This window comes from Thermocrinis minervae, from assembly GCF_900142435.1.
Classification (GTDB): domain Bacteria; phylum Aquificota; class Aquificia; order Aquificales; family Aquificaceae; genus Thermocrinis_A; species Thermocrinis_A minervae.
Genome location: NZ_LT670846.1, coordinates 890,318 through 905,145, shown reverse-complemented (window position 1 = coordinate 905,145; position 14,828 = coordinate 890,318). Strand labels below are relative to the sequence as shown.

The window sequence follows — 14,828 nt, the reverse complement described above, 5'->3', positions numbered from 1 at the left end:
ACCGCCCAAGTTATACTTAACTCTTTAAGTATGGCTTCCTATAAAAGCTATTATAAGGAACTTAAGGAGTACGTACTGTCCTTAAAGGGTGTGCCTTTTTTATCACCAAAGGAGAAACTTTACCTCCAGCTGCTAGAAAGAGAGGGGTACCCTCTTGAGATAGTAAAGGCTGCTATAAGCAAACATTACATGAGTTTACCCCAGGAAGAAAGAAGTAAAAGCCCACTGTACGCGTCTTTTCATATCCTTAAAAGGTTAGCTAGTAAGAAGGACACTAAAGAGAAAGGGTATGAATCTTGGCGTGAGGTCTTCTACCAAAAGATCAAACAGGTGGAAGGCTTCCTAAAGATGGAAAGCGTACCAGAGCCAAAAGATGAGAGTCAGGCTCAGGAGATACTTCAAAGTTTAGAGTCTAAGCTCGTCAAAGAGCTATGGGAAAAGCTTTCAGATGAGGAGAAGAAAGCAATACTAAAAAAGTTTTCTTCTTGGAAGAACAACCAAGAACTTTACAGGCTACTTGTAAAGCAAGAAGTGTTAAGGAGGTTTGGGCTAAAGCCCTTTTCCCTGTACGTAAAGTAGAAGGCTGTCGTGATCGGGTATCCTTTCTGATATGTCGCTTCCTGTGAAGTTAGCCACCCAACCGTCTGGTATGGAAAAGAACCTTATAGCCTTAAAGTCTGGATTTCTTCCCATGTCAAACCAATGTTTGGTGTTTGCAGGAACGCTTATAAAGTCCCCATCTTCGCAGAGTACAGCGTATACTTTGTCTCCTACATGTAGGTAGAAGGTACCGCACCCGTACACAAAGTATCTGACTTCAAAGTCTGAGTGAGTGTGTTCCCTTAGGAACATCCTTCTTAGCTCATCCTTCTTGGGATGGTCTGGACTGACTGCTGCCACGTCCATGGACTTAAAGTTAAAGATGCTGTTTATCCTCTCTATCTGATCCTTGTAGGCGTCTATTACCTCCTCCTGACCTGCAGACCTGTCTAGCTCTTTTATGGGCCACTTTTCAAACATGACCCCTATGCTTGAAAGCCTTTTTTGTATCTCTTCGTAAGAGCTTGTGCTTTCGAGGAGGTTCCCTTGTTCGTCAAACACGGCAAGTAGGCTCATGATCTAACCCCCATGAGCTTTAACTCACATTCAAGAAGAAAATCTAACGCCTCAAGGCGCACAAAGGCATCCCATGGATCCTTCCCCCATACATACACTCCATGGGACCTAAGGATAAAACCTACAACTTTGTCGGTGCCTGTAAGGACATCTCTGACGAGTCTTGAGAGTTCTTCCATGTCCTGTGAGTTTTCAAGCACGGGCACATGTATCCTCTCTCTATGAGTTTTGTAGCCGAAGGCTTTTATAAGCTCGTAATCTTCTAGGACTATTTGACCGTCTGTAAGGCGAGATATAAGGGTGGAGTTAAGAGAGTGAATGTGGAGCACGGAACCCACCCAGGGGAAAAGCTTGTATACGGTAGCATGCAGAAGGGTCTCTGCAGAAGGCTTGCCATCTCCTTCTACAAGGTTGCCATTCATGTCCACCACTACAAAGTCCTTAACCGTTAGGTAGCCCTTGTGAGAACCTGACCGGGTTATTATTATTCTCTCCTCGTTGATTTTGGCCGAGAGGTTTCCACCGGTAGCTGGTACCCAATTCCTAGAATGGACCTCCTTTCCTATCTCTATTAGCTTGTCTATCAGGTTCATGGGGTCCTCCTGGTTATAAAAAAGCGTCCCCGGGAGGAGTCGAACCTCCGACCTCGAGATTAGGAATCTCGCGCTCTATCCTCCTGAGCTACGGGGACTGTTGGGGAGGGTGACGGGACTCGAACCCGCGACCCGTGGATCCACAGTCCACTGCTCTACCAGCTGAGCTACACCCTCCTCAAAACTAATATTATACACCCTTACTTTTCTCTTTCAACAGGCTTTGCAAGGCTGAAGAGATTGACCTTAACACGGGCAATATTTTGTCCTTTATCTGAGTAAGACTCTGGTAGAGCTCTTCGGGAGAAACTTCCCAGGTGCTTATAAGCTTGTTCTTTAGCTGAGTCATCTTGAGTATGTCCATGTAGTAATCCTCAGGTATCACTCCTACTTCCACAAGCTTAGAAAGACAGTCGTCTCCAAACTTCTTCACGCCAAACTTGGGAGCCAGATGCTTGCATATATCAAACAGAGAGTCATAGGCCACCTGGTAGAAGTACTTGACCCTGTCGTAGTACATGGGCCTCTTTTGGAACTCCTCGAGCCCCTGAGAGAGTACAAACTCTATCTTGTTTATGGAGTCCTTTATGTACTTGGCTTTCTCGTTAAGGAGGTCAAAGTCTATGAGTAGGTAGTTGCCTGTAGACTTCTTTATGTACTCTATCACATGTCTGGCGTACTCTTTAAACAGGTGGAGGTTCTCCCTGAGAAAATCGTACAGCTCTTCAGGAGATACCTGATCTTTTAGATCCCTGTACTTAAAGTAAAAATCCACGAAGGACTGGAGTTTTTCATGCTCTGGCATCCCTATGAACTGAGCAAGCTTTACAAGGCAGTCCTTTGATGTGGTTTTAAGGTCATATACCACGGACAAGTGTCGGCATGGTCTCATAGCGCTCTCAAAGGCCAGGTTAAAGTCTACCCTTACCTTGTCCAGCAGGAGCTTGTTGTTTACAAACTCCTCTTTTGGTAGGGATAGATTCTTTTTAAGGTCTACGTAGGCCTTTTCCAGGTTTTGAAAGGATTCCAGTATGAGGCTTATGTTAACCTTCTTGGGTAAGCTCATCCCTTTTAAAGTAGTGTTGTATCCTTTCAATGGAAATAGCTTTGCCAGTGTTTGTGTTTACTTCTACGAGTATGGCGTTGAAGACTGTATCCTCCTTTTCCTCCACCTTGTACTTCTGCGGTATTCCTGTCAAGAACCTCTTTATGGCGTCCTCAGGCTCCATACCTATGGCGGAGTACCAGCATCCTGTCATACCCACATCGGAAGTGTAAGCAGTGCCATGCTTGAGTATCAACTGATCGTATGTGGGTACGTGAGTGTGAGTACCGTAAACTATGCTAGCCCTTCCGTCTGCGTATATGCCAAAGGCCCATTTTTCTGAAGTAGCTTCTGCATGAAAGTCCACGATTAGTATAGGAGTTTCTAAAGAGAGCATCTGGTAGAGTTGATCAAATACCTTGAAGGGGTTTTCCAGATGAGGGTCTAGGAAGATCCTTCCCATGAGATTTATAACGGCAAACTTTACACCCTTCTTCTCAAAAATACCATAACCTTTGCCTGGTGCTCCCTCTGGATAGTTGGCAGGCCTGAGGAGATCTTTCCGCTCCAGAAGGGCTATACCTTCTTTCTTGTCCCAGATGTGGTTGCCGGATGTCATAACATCTACACCCATAGACTTTAGCTCGTCGTAAACCTTATGGGTTATGCCGAAACCACCCGCCGAGTTTTCCACATTGACTATAACAACGTCAGCCTTGTATATATCCAGGGCTTTCCTTAAAGTCCTTCTTCCTGGTCTTCCTATTATGTCTCCAACTATCAAAAACTTCATGATTTATTTGGTGCGGGTGGAGGGAGTTGAACCCTCACGGCCTTACGGCCACGGGATCCTAAGTCCCGCGCGTCTGCCAATTCCGCCACACCCGCTAAGAATATAAATAATTTAACTCAAAAATCTATGTCTAGCTCCTCTATGTCTTCCTTTTCTATCTCTTCTTCTTCCTTGTAAGGCATGGTTTCCGTGGGGAACTTAAGAGACTTAAACTTTGCTGTCTCTTTTAGGAAAGCAACTTTGACTATACCAGTAGGTCCCTGTCTCTGTTTTGCCACTATGAGCTCGGCTATTCCCTGTTCTTCAGGTGGTGGATTCTTCTTGTAGTACTCCGGCCTGTGTATGAAGATTATGACGTCTGCATCCTGTTCTATCTGACCACTTTCTCTAAGGTCTGCGAGCTGGGGTCTTTTGTCGGACCTGTGTTCTACCTGACGTGAGAGTTGGGCCAGGGCTATGACTGGAATGGTAAGCTCTTTGGCAAGGGCTTTTAGACTTCTTGAAATCTCGGCCACCTCTTCCTGTCTCGAGGACTTTCTACTCGGAGGTTTAAGAAGTTGAAGGTAATCTACAAAGACGGCTTTTACACCCTTTTCTTTCTTTAACTTCCTTGCCTTTATGCGCACATCTATGGTGGAAAGACTCGGGCTATCATCTATGTATATTTCACACTTGGAGAGTGTTTCGGCAGCGTCGTATATCCTCTTTAGCTCCTCCTCAGATAGAAAGCCTGTCCTTATCTTCTGAAGGGGGACATCCGAGAGCATGGAAAGGGCTCTCATACAAAGCTGGTGGGCACTCATCTCAAGAGAGAAGATCACAGAGGGTACCTTCTCTTCAAGGGCCATGTTTATGGCCATAGAAAGCATGAAGGAGCTTTTACCCATACCTGGACGAGCTGCTACTATCACAAGGTCCGATGGGTGGAACCCTGTGGTAAGCCTGTCTAGGTCCGTAAAGCCTGAGGGAAGGCCTGTGATGAGCCTTTCCTCTCTGCTGAACCTCTCTATTATCTGTACCACCTCTTGTACTACACTCCATATGTGGCGTACGTCTCCTTTGGCGTACTGCTGGGAGAGCTCTATGGACTTTTGGGTTATGTAGTCTATGAGGTCTGGAAAGTCCCTGTTTTCTTTTACCCCCCTCAGTACCTCCATGGTCATCTCTAAAATCTTCCTCAAACCTGCTTTTTCCTTTACCACGTGTATTGCAGACTCTAGAAGGGGCCCATGGGTTGCCTCCTCCAGGAGCTTTTCCAGGTAAGAGAGGTCTATCCTCTCAGATAGACCTTCCTTCTGTAGGTAGTGCTTTAGAGCTATATCATCCCAAGCAGGACCTCTTTCCTCCCAGAGTTTACACAGGACGTCAAAGAGCCTACGGTGCTCCTCTATGAAGAAATCGTCTCTAGTTAGATGTTCAAGTACGTAGGGGATGGTCTCGGGATCTTCTATCATAGCACCAAGCACGGCCCTCTCGGCCGATTCATCCCTAGGGGGGTCTATTAGGAGGTCTTCCATGGTAGGATAATTATAATTTTCACCGGTTGACATGAAGGCAATAACCTTTAGAACGCTCCTTGAGTTCCTTGCCGGTTCTGAAAGGGCGCAGAAGGTCGAAGAAGAGCTAAGAAAATTAGAAAGATCCAAGCAGAAGGTATACGTGTCCAACTACACCATACTAGAACTTGTATACTACCTTCAGGAGGTCTTGGGGCTTCCTAAAGAAAAGGTGGTAGACATAGTGAGGACCATCCTAGAGGACAGGCTTTTTAAGGTGGAGGAGAAGAACTCACTCGAAAGAGCACTAAAGCTATATTTGGAAGGATACGACTTCTTGGAAGCTCTAAAGAAGGTTCAGTACGAAGAGAACAAGATAGGTTCGTTGCTATGATTTATAATTGGCCTCTATGAAGGTCCAAATAATCGTAAACGGTAAGGAGGTAAAGCTCAAGGATTTTCCTAAGAGAGTAGCCTATAACCTCGTCTTAGGGTTTACAAAGAGTCTTAACCTAGAAGAGGAACCAAGAGAGATAACCCTTCATGTCTGGGTTGAACAGGAAGATAGAGGAAGTTCTCAGCTTTGAGGTCTACAAGGAAGACAGGTTAGACAGGTATCTAGCAGAATCCTGTCCTGACCTCTCAAGGAGTTACATACAAGAGCTTATAAAAGAGGGATTTGTTCTCATAAACGGTGAAGTAATCATAAAGCCTTCAAAGAAGGTAAAGCCAGGGGATACCATAACCTTTTACGTGCCCGAACCCGAACCCTTGGAAGTACGACCGGAGAACATACCCATAGAAGTGATCTACGAGGATGAGGACATAGCCCTCATAGTAAAGCCATGCGGACTTGTGGTTCACCCATCTCCTGGTTATACGAGCGGTACTCTTGTGAACGCTCTGTTGTACCATTTTAAAGAGCTCTCTCAAGATGCCATAAGGCCTGGAATAGTCCATAGGCTTGATAAAAACACCATGGGTCTTATGGTGGTGGCCAAAAGGGACATAGCTCACAGAAAACTGTCTGAAGAGTTTAAAGAAAGGCGTGTTATGAAGTTCTACAAGGCACTGGTGAAGGGAAGGACGAAGGAATACGGCATCGTAGACACACCCATCGGCAGACACCCTACCCAGAGGTTGAAGTTCACCGTAAGGTACGACGGAAAGCCAGCACTAACCGAGTTTTGGCTTCTGGAGTACTTTGAAAAATATGACGTTTCTTTGCTGGATGTACGCATACACACAGGAAGAACTCATCAGATAAGGGTTCACCTCTCAAGCCTGGGTCACCCCATACTAGGTGACTACACTTACGGCTTTAAGAAAAATTATCTTCCTCAGAAGTTTATTGACCTTATGGGAGACTGTCATATGCTCATAAGCTACAGACTTGCCTTTAATCATCCAACTAAAGAAAGGTGGATGGATGTAAGCCTTCCAGAGCTCCCAGAGCCCTTCAAAAACCTTCTAGACCTCCTCAAGGAGGGAAACAAACAAGGACCTTAACCTATCCAGGGTCCCTTCTGGTCCAAGTACCTGCCTAAGCCTCAGGAAATCTTCCTTCATCCTTTTTCTTATTCCGTCGTCTTTTAAGATCTCCTCGCATACATAGGCCAGCTCTCTGTAGTCTTTTTGTACTACCTCGGGTACTATCTGTGAGGAGAGTATTAGGTTAGTAAGGGCTATGTTTCTTACCTTGACGAGCCTTTTAGCTATGAAAAAGCTAATGGGATTTACCCTGTAAAAGACCGCGTGGGGGTTTAATAGAAGGCTAGCCTCTAGCTCTGCCGTACCACTGGCTACTATGGAAAACTCCGAATAGGCCAGGATGTTGTAAGAAGGTTGCTCCATGTCCTTCGGCGATACTATCCTAACAGGAAGACCCTTAAAGACATCTTTTAAGTAATCTAGGAAGGGTTCAAAGGTGGGAATAGCAGCGGAAAGGTCAAAGGTCTTAAGAAGATACTCGTATACCTTCCTTAGGTAAGGTGCATGTCTTTTTACCTCGCTCCACCGACTCCCAGGCATAAGGCATAGGTATCTTTCAAAACCCAAGAAGGCTTTGACCCTTCCCTCGTCAAGGGATGGCTTTGCTATGTCTACCAATGGATGTCCCACGTAGTGAACGTTAAAGCCATCCCTGCTGTATCTTTTGTAGAAATCCACCTCAAAGGGTAGGATGACTATAAGGTGGTCAGAAAGTTCGCTTATGATCCTTGCCCTTTCTTCCTTCCAAGCCCAGACCTGGGGTGATATAAAGTAGATGATCTTCTTTGCTCTGCCTTTGGCCTTTTTGAGCAGGGGTATGTTCAAGGCTGGAGCGTCACAGAGAATGAGAACATCTACTCTATCTATGAGATCTTCAAACTCCCTAAAAAATTTAAACACCTTTGGTACCTTCCATAGGGCTTCCCAGAAGCCTACAACGGAAAAGTCCTCTACCCTCCAATTGCCTTTTATACCTATGCTGAGAAGGCGTTCGTCTACTATCCCCCAAAGGTCTAGACCTTTTATGTCCTTGAAGATGTGATACACGTAGTTAGAGGCTGACCTGTCTGCCAGTGATATGAAAACCTTCATAAAGATTTAGCAAACACCTTAAAGGTACCGTTTGGTTGTCTTTCCACCCTAAGGAGTGTACCTTCCTCCTCCAAAAAGAGGGCATGGGATATCTCTACCCTTCCTGAACTTCTGATGTTCACGTACCTTTCGGCCCATAGGCCATCCGTAGAGTTTTTAAAAATACTCTTTAGGTATGCCCCATCGTGGTGCTCCATTATCTCCGTGTAGGAGACTTCCATGTAGACGTTCTCTTCAACGGCTTCTTTCCAGAGCTCCTGGCACTGATCACAGGTAAGCTCAAAGCTCACGCCAAACTCCAGATCTTCAGGGTCTATATCCTGCAAGCTTTCCCTTAGTCTTTCTCGGAGAACTTCACCCAGCTTTTTTAGCTTATCCTGTGCTTCCTTCCTAAACTCTTCCTGTATTGGCATGGCTACGCCACCGTGTACTTACCTTCTAGAAAACCCTTCCATATGTATGGCATCTTTTCAAGCTCTTCCTTCACTATCTGGACTATAGGTTCCTCCAGGCCCTTTACCTGCTTTGTAGTCCTCACTTTTACATCACAGACCTGTGGTTCGTTTATAGGTTTGCCTATCTGAGAAACCATATAGCAATAAGCCTCCTTGACTTCGGGTACTTCCTGGACTACCCTTCTGGCTATTTCGTTAGCCACAGCGTTGTATATCTTGCCTATGTGGGATATGGGGTTTTTACCAGCCGCCGCTTCTAGGCTCATGGGTCTGTAAGGGGTTATAAGACCGTTTACGCGGTTACCCCTTCCCACCTGTCCATCGTCACCCTGCTCTGCAGACGTACCTGTAACCGTTATGTAGACCTCTCCGTGCTTACTGTCTGCCGTGTTTATGTGTATCTCCACTTCTTTCCCTAACTTCTCCTGTATAAATTTCTGAACCTTCTGCCTTATGGCTTCTTTCTTTTGGAAGTAATCCTCTTTATCTTTTACGTACTTGCTTACAAAGGCAAGAGCAACCGTAAGCCTTATTCTATCTCTTATCCTCACACCCATGACTTTTATGTCTTCACCTATTTCGGGATGCTCCCTCTTCATGCCCTCAGAGTTTAGGAATCTTTCCGTCTGGAAGACAGCCGTCTCAAGGTCATCGAAGGGTGCGAATCCCACACCAAAGGAGGTGTCGTTGGCCAGTGGCACCTCTCCACTCTTTTGGAATCTCTCGAAGAGCTCTACAAGATCCTTACTCCCTGGCTTTATACGGGCGTATATTTTTACATGCTTTTCCGGATCTAGGTTTCTTATATGTTTTGATATCCAATCCTTTACCGTTCTTTCAACAAGTTCCTGAGGATCTATAGTGACACCATCTTTTTCCAGTATAGCTCTTCCTACCAAATATATCTCTACAGGCTCTATTACCTGACCACCGCCAAAGACAGCGTTAGCCTTACCTCCCACGAGCAAGGCCTTGTCTACGTTATGATGCATGATGGCTCCAAACTTTTCAAGGTATATACCGCACAGGTTTGCAGAGAGATTCTCGGCAAGAAGGTCGCAAATGGTGTCTGGGTGTCCTATGCCCTTCCTCTCTACTATCTCTACTTCCTGCTCGTAGACAGGCTCAAAGGTCATCTTGGAAACTGTTATGTTTGCCAACCTGCCACCTCCTAATAGAAGTCTGAAGAGTTATTATAAATGGAGATGCCAACCCTTTCCTCCATGTTTGTGCATAAAACCGGCTTTAATGAGCACTTCTTTACTTTCAAACAGGTGGTTTACTGATCCATCGTACAACACCTTTCCATCGGCAAGGATTATACACCTCTGCGTCATCTCTCTGGCAAGTCCAAGATGATATGCATACCCGATTCCATAGATGCACAGAAAATTGAACCTCATAAAAGAGTAGCACTCAGATTTCTATCAAATGATATTTATCATATTTACAGGATAAATTTGAGATTGTATACTAATTTCTGAATTTTAAAGAGGAGGTAGAGTATGAATCTAGAGGAGGTGCTACCAGGTAAAGAGGTGGTAATAGAAGGTTTTGTAGGTACTAAGGATCTGCTGAACAAGGTCCAGGCTATGGGCCTCAGAAAAGGTAAAAAGGTAAAAGTACTCCGAAAACTTGGTAGGAACATACTCCTTGGTCTAAACAACTCAAGGCTAGTGTTAAGCAAAGACATAGCAAGGTATATAATAGTTCAGTAGCTTGTAATAGGTGACATAAATATGAAAAGATACTTAATTCTACCTTTTATAGTTCTTTCTTTATTTACAGAGTTTTCCTACGCAGCAAATCCTATTGATGAATGTTTTAACTATAAGAAGGCTCAAGATTATCAAAATGCAATTCAAGCTGGAAAAATGGCAGTAAAACTTTATCCTTCAAATACTGATGCAAATTATTGTCTTGGAGCTTCTTATTTAGAAGTTGGAGAGTTAGACCTTGCTATTACTTATCTTAAAAAAGCAGAAAAATATGCTTCTAAGAAATCTGATTTAATGTGGACTTATAACCTATTAGGTATGGCATATTATAAAAAAGGTATGCTGGAAGATGCTCTTTTTTATTTCAATAAAGCACTTTCACTGGCAAAAGATTTAGATGATATAGATGCTGAAGCAACCCTTCTCAATAACATAGCAGTGATTTATTCTTATAAAGGTGAACTAAACAAAGCACTTTCATATTATGAAAAATCATTAAGCCTTAAAACAGATGAAAAAGATAAAGCTACAACATACAGTAACATAGCTTCAATTTACAACGAACAAGGTAATTATCAAAAAGCCATAGAATATTTCCAAAAGGCATTGGATATTTATGAAAGATATGGAGATTACCATAGGTATGCAAGAGTAGAACTTAAACTTGGAGAAACTTATAGAAGAATGAAGGATTATCAGAACGCAGAAAAATATCTTCTTGATGGATTAACTAAAATTCAAAAGGTTGGAGATAAATACTGGGAAGGAAATGCTTATAAATACCTTGGTTGGCTATATCGTGATAAAGGAGACAAGAATTTAGCAAAGGATTATCTAAACAAAGCTTTACAAATCTATACTGAAATTGGTGCTTCTGGTAAGGTTAATGAAGTAAAAAATGATTTAGCTTCTCTTAATACTTCACAGAAGTTAAATAAAATAATAGAGGCTATAAAAAAACTAATAGAAGCTATTAAAAAAGTAATAGAAGCTATTTTTACATAGTAATTTTTTAAAACTTATTATTAGATAGTATCACTTTTTTACTATTATAATGAAAATCATTCATTAAAGCAACAAGTAATATAGTTTATAGACACAAATATAGACACAAAAATTAGACTGGTAGACAGCAACCTATATGGGCACAGAATTTTCGCAATAAAGACTCTGGGTTTATTCTTCAGTGTCTGATTCTTCAATGTCTGGCAAGTAGATATGTGGAGCTCTATAAGATTTTTTGTATGAGCGATTATAATATCTCTCTAGATAAGTGTCAGGGTTCCCAGGAGTAATTTTCCCAGTATTTGGGTTATAATTTCCAGGGAAGCTGCAGTTGTTAATTAGCAATGAGGATGTTTCTTTACATACGAATTGAAATTGAATCTCAGATTTAATAGGAGGTTAGAGGATGAAAAGGGTCCACCTTTTACTTTTGGCTTTGTTTGGCTATTCCTATGCCTTCTATCCCTTCACGGGAGAGGATACACGAACGCTAGGAAAGGGTGGAAAGCAGGTGGAACTAAACACATCCTACTTTAGAAATTACGACGGGACAAAGCATACGGACTTTGTGCTTCAGAGCACCTTTGGTATAACGGACAGCTTAGACATAGCCGTAGGAATTCCCTATTACTTTTATCGCTTTGGTGACGGTGTCAAAAAAGATGGTCTGGGAGACGTTTATGTGTTCGTAAAACATGTACCTATCAGGTCTGAAAGCTTTAATCTGGGCTACAGGGCTCAGGTCAACTTTGATACTGGTAAAAGGGACCTTGGTTATGGAACTTCTACTTATGACCTTTACGTTATGCTTGAGTTCTTCAAAGACAGATTTACTACCAACCTTAACCTGGTTTACCTTAAACACAGTCATGTGGGTGAAAACATAAGGGATGCTCGTGGGTTTATCATAGGGGAGTATGTAAAACTCTCGGATAGGTTGACAATAGGTGGTGAGTTTAAATACTTAATCCCTGAGGATAGGAAAGCGGATAGAAGAGACATGCATATACTTATCGGTGGTGTGTATTCCGCTGGCATTGATGTAAGCTTTGGGCTACACAAGAGTATAAACCATTACGATGGCTTTGCAGACTGGGGCCTTTTAGTGGGTCTTTTAAAAGGCTTCTGATTTTGACACTGTGTATTAATTTTATATTCTCAGGAGGAGAATATGAAGCGGATAGAGGTCGCGCTTGCAGGAAATCCAAACGTAGGTAAGACAAGCCTTCTTAACCACATGGCGGGAACAAACCTTAAGATAGGCAACTGGCCTGGTGTGACAGTGGAAAAGAAGGAGGGTGTTGTCTTTTACAAAGACTACGAGATACACCTCGTGGACCTGCCTGGTATATACACCCTTGAACCTATATCCGATGATGAGTGGATAGCTTACAACTACCTTACCACCCAAAGGCCGGACGTGATACTTAACGTGATAGAGACCCCAAACATGGAAAGGGACTTACTCCTTACAGTAGAGCTCTTGGAGATGGAGCTTCCTATGGTGATAGCTCTGAACATGGTGGACGAGGCTCAGAAGCTGGGTATAGAGGTAGACGTTCAGAAGATGTCAGAACTTTTGGGAGTACCTGTTATAAAGACCAACGGGAGGACAGGTCTAGGCGTTCGTGACCTCTTGGAGGCTATAGTAGAAGTCTATGAAAGAGGCATAAAGCCACACTATCAGAACTACTCAAGGGAAGTAGAAGAACTGCTTTTGAAGTATGCTCAGACTGGAAAAGAAAGTAAAAGAGAGCTTATAGAGGGGGCTGTTAAAGACTTAGGAAGTGAGTTTTCAGATAGGATAAGGGATGAAAGGTATGCTTTAGCCCACGGGCTGTACAAAGAGGTGGTAAAAAGGAGCAGGATAAGCTCGCGTGATATTACGGAGGCTTTAGACCAAATACTCCTACATCCCGTACTTGGTGTCCCTGTTTTCTTCTTTATCATGTTCTATGTGTTTAAGATATCCTTTGATTTTTCCTCTCCCTTAATAGAATGGATACAAGGTTTTATAGATGGCTATCTGACTCCCCTCTCTATGTACCTGCTTTCTAGCCTTGGCCTTCCAGAACTGTTTGTGAGGTTTGTCTCTGAAGCGCTGTTTAGTGGTGTTGGCTTTGTCATCTCCTTCGTGCCACTCATAGCCACGCTGTTTGCGCTGATTACCTTCATGGAGATATCAGGATACCTGCCACGCGTGGCCTTCCTTATGGACCGTTTTATGCATAAGTTTGGACTCCATGGCAAAAGCATACTTCCTCTCCTTCTGGGCTTTGGTTGCAACGTACCGGCCATAATGAGTGCAAGGATGTTAGAGAGCAGAAGAGACAAGATGCTGGTGATAGCCATGATACCTTTCATGAGCTGTCCGGCGAGGCTTGTAGTTTTTTCTTTCTTCGCTTATACCTTCTTTAAGAATCCTGCCCTTGTTATCTTCTCCCTGTACATGCTGGGTGTGGTAATTGCCTTCTTCACGGCTTTTCTTCTTAAAAAAAGCATCTACAGAGGAACTCTGAGTCATTTTATCATGGAGCTACCACCTTACAGGCTTCCAACTTTCAAGCTAATCTACGGTATAGTCTGGGCATATGTGAAGTCCTTTCTGTACAGGGCTGGCACCCTTATACTGGCCGTGTCTATAATAATATGGTTTCTGGTAAACCTTCCACCAGGTAAGGGTGTAGAAGAATCCTACGCTTCAAAGATAGGAAGGATGTTAACTCCTGTGTTTGCTCCTATAGGTATAGACAATTGGAAAGTTACCACATCTCTAATACCGGCTTTTCTGGCAAGGGAGATTGCCCTAAGCTCTATGGCCACCATATACGCGGTAGAGCAGAAGGAAGAGAAGGAATTTAAACCTGTGGAAGGACTAAAGGAGCAGGTGCTTGCCCTTGGAAAGGCCATAAAGAAGGCGCTACTTAACGTGATAAACCCCAAGTTGGGTGTCTTTGAAAAGGGAGAAGAAAACCAAGGCCTAAGAGAGGTTCTCTCCAAGGCTATGACTCCAGCCTCAGCCCTATCCTTTATGGTGTTCCTTCTTATATACACCTCCTGCCTTGGAACCGTCAGCGTAATGTGGAAGGAAGCAGGTAGAACCTTTGCCTTGGTATTTTTAGCTTACAGCTTTGTAATAGCTTGGCTTATGTCTTTCTTAGTCTACAGAATCTCCTCGTCTGTGTGAATCCAACGGAGGGGGAGGGATTCGAACCCCCGGTGGGCCGTCAAGACCCACAGGTGATTTCAAATCACCCGCCTTCGGCCGCTCGGCCACCCCTCCTAATAGAATAAAGTATAGGTCAAACTCACACAGATAGGTACAGTAAAGTTGTCGTCAATCCTACCACTCAAGAGCTCTGTAACTGCACCTACAAAGGCTAGTACTAGCGTTTGCCACAGACCATAGAAGGGTAGGAGACAAATAAAAGACGAAAGGAAGAAAGCTAGAAAACCTTCCAAAGACTTTCCCAACAGCTTTTTCTTCCCCCACCTTTGGCCTGCAAGACCGCTTATGGCATCTCCCACAGCTAGAACAAGGACCCCAGCTACAGCCCCCTCTTTGGATATCAAATAGGATATAAAAATTCCCAGGTTTGCCCACAGAGCCTGTATACCTGGCCGTTGGTAATTTTTTGGTCTTTCTAAGGATAGTACAAACCTGTAGAACCACCCTAGCCTTTTAAAACCTACTCTGAGAACCACCAGCAGGTTTATGGCCATTACTAGTACAAAAAGTGCCAAGGTAATACTTTTTGGAAAGTAGACTATAGGCACAATCCAGAGAAGGAGGGCAAAAAGGTGGAAGAGCTTTCTCCTTAGCTCCACAAACCCAAAAGTATAGCATAAGTAAAAATGAAAGAATTGACAAGGCGGGAACTACTCAAGGTGGGAGGGCTTTCGCTAGCAGCCCTTTCAAGTCCATCCCTTTCAGCCTTTAAGGTGATAGAACCGGTGGTAAGGGTGGAGAACCCCTTGTCCTAAGCGCAGAGCTTGAATTCCTGGCATACCTCCTTGCTAAGCT

General features: G+C 43.6%; 17 protein-coding genes and 4 tRNA genes. 8 read left to right on the top strand and 13 right to left on the bottom strand.

The features are described 5' to 3' along the window. The first annotated feature begins 30 nt into the window (after window positions 1-30). The gene (locus tag B5444_RS04990; protein WP_079654128.1) at window positions 31-579 is read left to right on the top strand and encodes a hypothetical protein; all 549 of its coding nucleotides are present in this window, start codon (window positions 31-33) and stop codon (window positions 577-579) included. Here B5444_RS04990 and B5444_RS04985 read toward each other — a convergent pair. From B5444_RS04985 to dnaB, 8 genes are all read right to left on the bottom strand, one after another. After that, window positions 550-1,116, bottom strand: a complete 567-nt coding sequence (locus B5444_RS04985) for a 1,2-dihydroxy-3-keto-5-methylthiopentene dioxygenase (RefSeq protein WP_079654127.1) — start codon at window positions 1,114-1,116, stop codon at window positions 550-552. The genes B5444_RS04990 and B5444_RS04985 overlap by 30 nt on opposite strands. Next, on the bottom strand, window positions 1,113-1,709 hold the full coding sequence (locus B5444_RS04980; protein WP_079654126.1) for a methylthioribulose 1-phosphate dehydratase: 597 nt from the start codon (window positions 1,707-1,709) through the stop codon (window positions 1,113-1,115). The genes B5444_RS04985 and B5444_RS04980 overlap by 4 nt, the downstream gene beginning before the upstream one ends. Before the next feature lie 24 nt (window positions 1,710-1,733). Continuing rightward, window positions 1,734-1,807: transfer RNA gene (locus B5444_RS04975), tRNA-Arg, on the bottom strand. Between the two features lie 3 nt (window positions 1,808-1,810). After that, window positions 1,811-1,886 (bottom strand) — tRNA-His (locus B5444_RS04970). A 13-nt stretch (window positions 1,887-1,899) separates the two neighbouring features. After that, window positions 1,900-2,775, bottom strand: coding sequence for a DUF86 domain-containing protein (locus B5444_RS04965; RefSeq protein ID WP_079654125.1), 876 nt, complete (start codon window positions 2,773-2,775; stop codon window positions 1,900-1,902). Further along, the gene (locus B5444_RS04960; protein ID WP_079654124.1) at window positions 2,753-3,547 is read right to left on the bottom strand and encodes a TIGR00282 family metallophosphoesterase; all 795 of its coding nucleotides are present in this window, start codon (window positions 3,545-3,547) and stop codon (window positions 2,753-2,755) included. The genes B5444_RS04965 and B5444_RS04960 overlap by 23 nt, the downstream gene beginning before the upstream one ends. Window positions 3,548-3,555: 8 nt before the next feature. After that, window positions 3,556-3,642 (bottom strand) — tRNA-Leu (locus B5444_RS04955). Window positions 3,643-3,663: 21 nt separating this feature from the next. Next, window positions 3,664-5,064: a replicative DNA helicase gene (gene dnaB, locus B5444_RS04950; RefSeq protein ID WP_079654658.1), complete on the bottom strand. Its 1,401-nt coding sequence runs from the start codon at window positions 5,062-5,064 to the stop codon at window positions 3,664-3,666. Window positions 5,065-5,095: 31 nt separating this feature from the next. Between dnaB and B5444_RS04945 the strand changes: the two genes are divergently transcribed. The 3 genes from B5444_RS04945 to B5444_RS04940 are packed head-to-tail and all read left to right on the top strand — an operon-like array spanning window position 5,096 to window position 6,552. Then, entirely contained in the window at window positions 5,096-5,437 is a 342-nt protein-coding gene (locus tag B5444_RS04945) for a PIN domain-containing protein (protein ID WP_079654123.1), read from the top strand. A gap of 16 nt (window positions 5,438-5,453) precedes the next feature. Beyond that, complete coding sequence (locus B5444_RS07720) at window positions 5,454-5,630, top strand: hypothetical protein (RefSeq protein WP_172838433.1); 177 nt, start codon at window positions 5,454-5,456, stop codon at window positions 5,628-5,630. After that, window positions 5,587-6,552, top strand: coding sequence for an RluA family pseudouridine synthase (locus B5444_RS04940; RefSeq protein ID WP_154021740.1), 966 nt, complete (start codon window positions 5,587-5,589; stop codon window positions 6,550-6,552). Before B5444_RS07720 ends, B5444_RS04940 begins: the two co-directional genes overlap by 44 nt. Here B5444_RS04940 and lpxB read toward each other — a convergent pair. From lpxB to B5444_RS04925, 3 genes are read right to left on the bottom strand one after another with little or no spacing between them, the layout of a single operon-like run. After that, a complete protein-coding gene (gene lpxB, locus B5444_RS04935) occupies window positions 6,514-7,626 on the bottom strand; it encodes a lipid-A-disaccharide synthase (protein ID WP_079654122.1) in 1,113 nt (370 codons plus the stop codon). The genes B5444_RS04940 and lpxB overlap by 39 nt on opposite strands. Beyond that, window positions 7,623-8,039, bottom strand: coding sequence for a hypothetical protein (locus B5444_RS04930; protein WP_079654121.1), 417 nt, complete (start codon window positions 8,037-8,039; stop codon window positions 7,623-7,625). Before B5444_RS04930 ends, lpxB begins: the two co-directional genes overlap by 4 nt. Window positions 8,040-8,041: 2 nt before the next feature. Next, the gene (locus B5444_RS04925) at window positions 8,042-9,241 is read right to left on the bottom strand and encodes a methionine adenosyltransferase (RefSeq protein ID WP_079654120.1); all 1,200 of its coding nucleotides are present in this window, start codon (window positions 9,239-9,241) and stop codon (window positions 8,042-8,044) included. Between the two features lie 345 nt (window positions 9,242-9,586). Here B5444_RS04925 and B5444_RS04915 point away from each other — a divergent pair, with 345 nt between their 5' ends. The 4 genes from B5444_RS04915 to feoB all read left to right on the top strand — a co-directional run bounded on the left by B5444_RS04915 (window position 9,587) and on the right by feoB (window position 13,991). Beyond that, the gene (locus B5444_RS04915; protein WP_079654118.1) at window positions 9,587-9,799 is read left to right on the top strand and encodes a FeoA family protein; all 213 of its coding nucleotides are present in this window, start codon (window positions 9,587-9,589) and stop codon (window positions 9,797-9,799) included. Between the two features lie 21 nt (window positions 9,800-9,820). Next, entirely contained in the window at window positions 9,821-10,804 is a 984-nt protein-coding gene (locus tag B5444_RS04910) for a tetratricopeptide repeat protein (protein ID WP_079654117.1), read from the top strand. A 406-nt stretch (window positions 10,805-11,210) separates the two neighbouring features. After that, entirely contained in the window at window positions 11,211-11,933 is a 723-nt protein-coding gene (locus B5444_RS04905) for a hypothetical protein (RefSeq protein WP_079654116.1), read from the top strand. Between the two features lie 42 nt (window positions 11,934-11,975). Then, window positions 11,976-13,991: a ferrous iron transport protein B gene (feoB, locus tag B5444_RS04900; RefSeq protein WP_079654115.1), complete on the top strand. Its 2,016-nt coding sequence runs from the start codon at window positions 11,976-11,978 to the stop codon at window positions 13,989-13,991. 6 nt (window positions 13,992-13,997) lie between these two features. Here the strand turns inward: feoB and B5444_RS04895 are convergent. Beyond that, window positions 13,998-14,087, bottom strand: a tRNA-Ser gene (locus tag B5444_RS04895). After that, window positions 14,087-14,632, bottom strand: a complete 546-nt coding sequence (locus B5444_RS04890; protein ID WP_079654114.1) for a diacylglycerol/polyprenol kinase family protein — start codon at window positions 14,630-14,632, stop codon at window positions 14,087-14,089. Before B5444_RS04890 ends, B5444_RS04895 begins: the two co-directional genes overlap by 1 nt. Between the last annotated feature and the right edge of the window lie 196 nt (window positions 14,633-14,828).

What these genes read in the sequence shown, in the direction of transcription:
- B5444_RS04990 (WP_079654128.1), top strand. Translation starts at nt 31, where the DNA reads ATGGCTTCCTATAAAAGCTATTATAAGGAACTTAAGGAGTACGTACTG.
- B5444_RS04985 (WP_079654127.1), bottom strand. Translation starts at nt 1,116, where the DNA reads ATGAGCCTACTTGCCGTGTTTGACGAACAAGGGAACCTCCTCGAAAGC.
- B5444_RS04980 (WP_079654126.1), bottom strand. Translation starts at nt 1,709, where the DNA reads ATGAACCTGATAGACAAGCTAATAGAGATAGGAAAGGAGGTCCATTCT.
- B5444_RS04965 (WP_079654125.1), bottom strand. Translation starts at nt 2,775, where the DNA reads ATGAGCTTACCCAAGAAGGTTAACATAAGCCTCATACTGGAATCCTTT.
- B5444_RS04960 (WP_079654124.1), bottom strand. Translation starts at nt 3,547, where the DNA reads ATGAAGTTTTTGATAGTTGGAGACATAATAGGAAGACCAGGAAGAAGG.
- dnaB (WP_079654658.1), bottom strand. Translation starts at nt 5,064, where the DNA reads ATGGAAGACCTCCTAATAGACCCCCCTAGGGATGAATCGGCCGAGAGG.
- B5444_RS04945 (WP_079654123.1), top strand. Translation starts at nt 5,096, where the DNA reads ATGAAGGCAATAACCTTTAGAACGCTCCTTGAGTTCCTTGCCGGTTCT.
- B5444_RS07720 (WP_172838433.1), top strand. Translation starts at nt 5,454, where the DNA reads ATGAAGGTCCAAATAATCGTAAACGGTAAGGAGGTAAAGCTCAAGGAT.
- B5444_RS04940 (WP_154021740.1), top strand. Translation starts at nt 5,587, where the DNA reads ATGTCTGGGTTGAACAGGAAGATAGAGGAAGTTCTCAGCTTTGAGGTC.
- lpxB (WP_079654122.1), bottom strand. Translation starts at nt 7,626, where the DNA reads ATGAAGGTTTTCATATCACTGGCAGACAGGTCAGCCTCTAACTACGTG.
- B5444_RS04930 (WP_079654121.1), bottom strand. Translation starts at nt 8,039, where the DNA reads ATGCCAATACAGGAAGAGTTTAGGAAGGAAGCACAGGATAAGCTAAAA.
- B5444_RS04915 (WP_079654118.1), top strand. Translation starts at nt 9,587, where the DNA reads ATGAATCTAGAGGAGGTGCTACCAGGTAAAGAGGTGGTAATAGAAGGT.
- B5444_RS04910 (WP_079654117.1), top strand. Translation starts at nt 9,821, where the DNA reads ATGAAAAGATACTTAATTCTACCTTTTATAGTTCTTTCTTTATTTACA.
- B5444_RS04905 (WP_079654116.1), top strand. Translation starts at nt 11,211, where the DNA reads ATGAAAAGGGTCCACCTTTTACTTTTGGCTTTGTTTGGCTATTCCTAT.
- feoB (WP_079654115.1), top strand. Translation starts at nt 11,976, where the DNA reads ATGAAGCGGATAGAGGTCGCGCTTGCAGGAAATCCAAACGTAGGTAAG.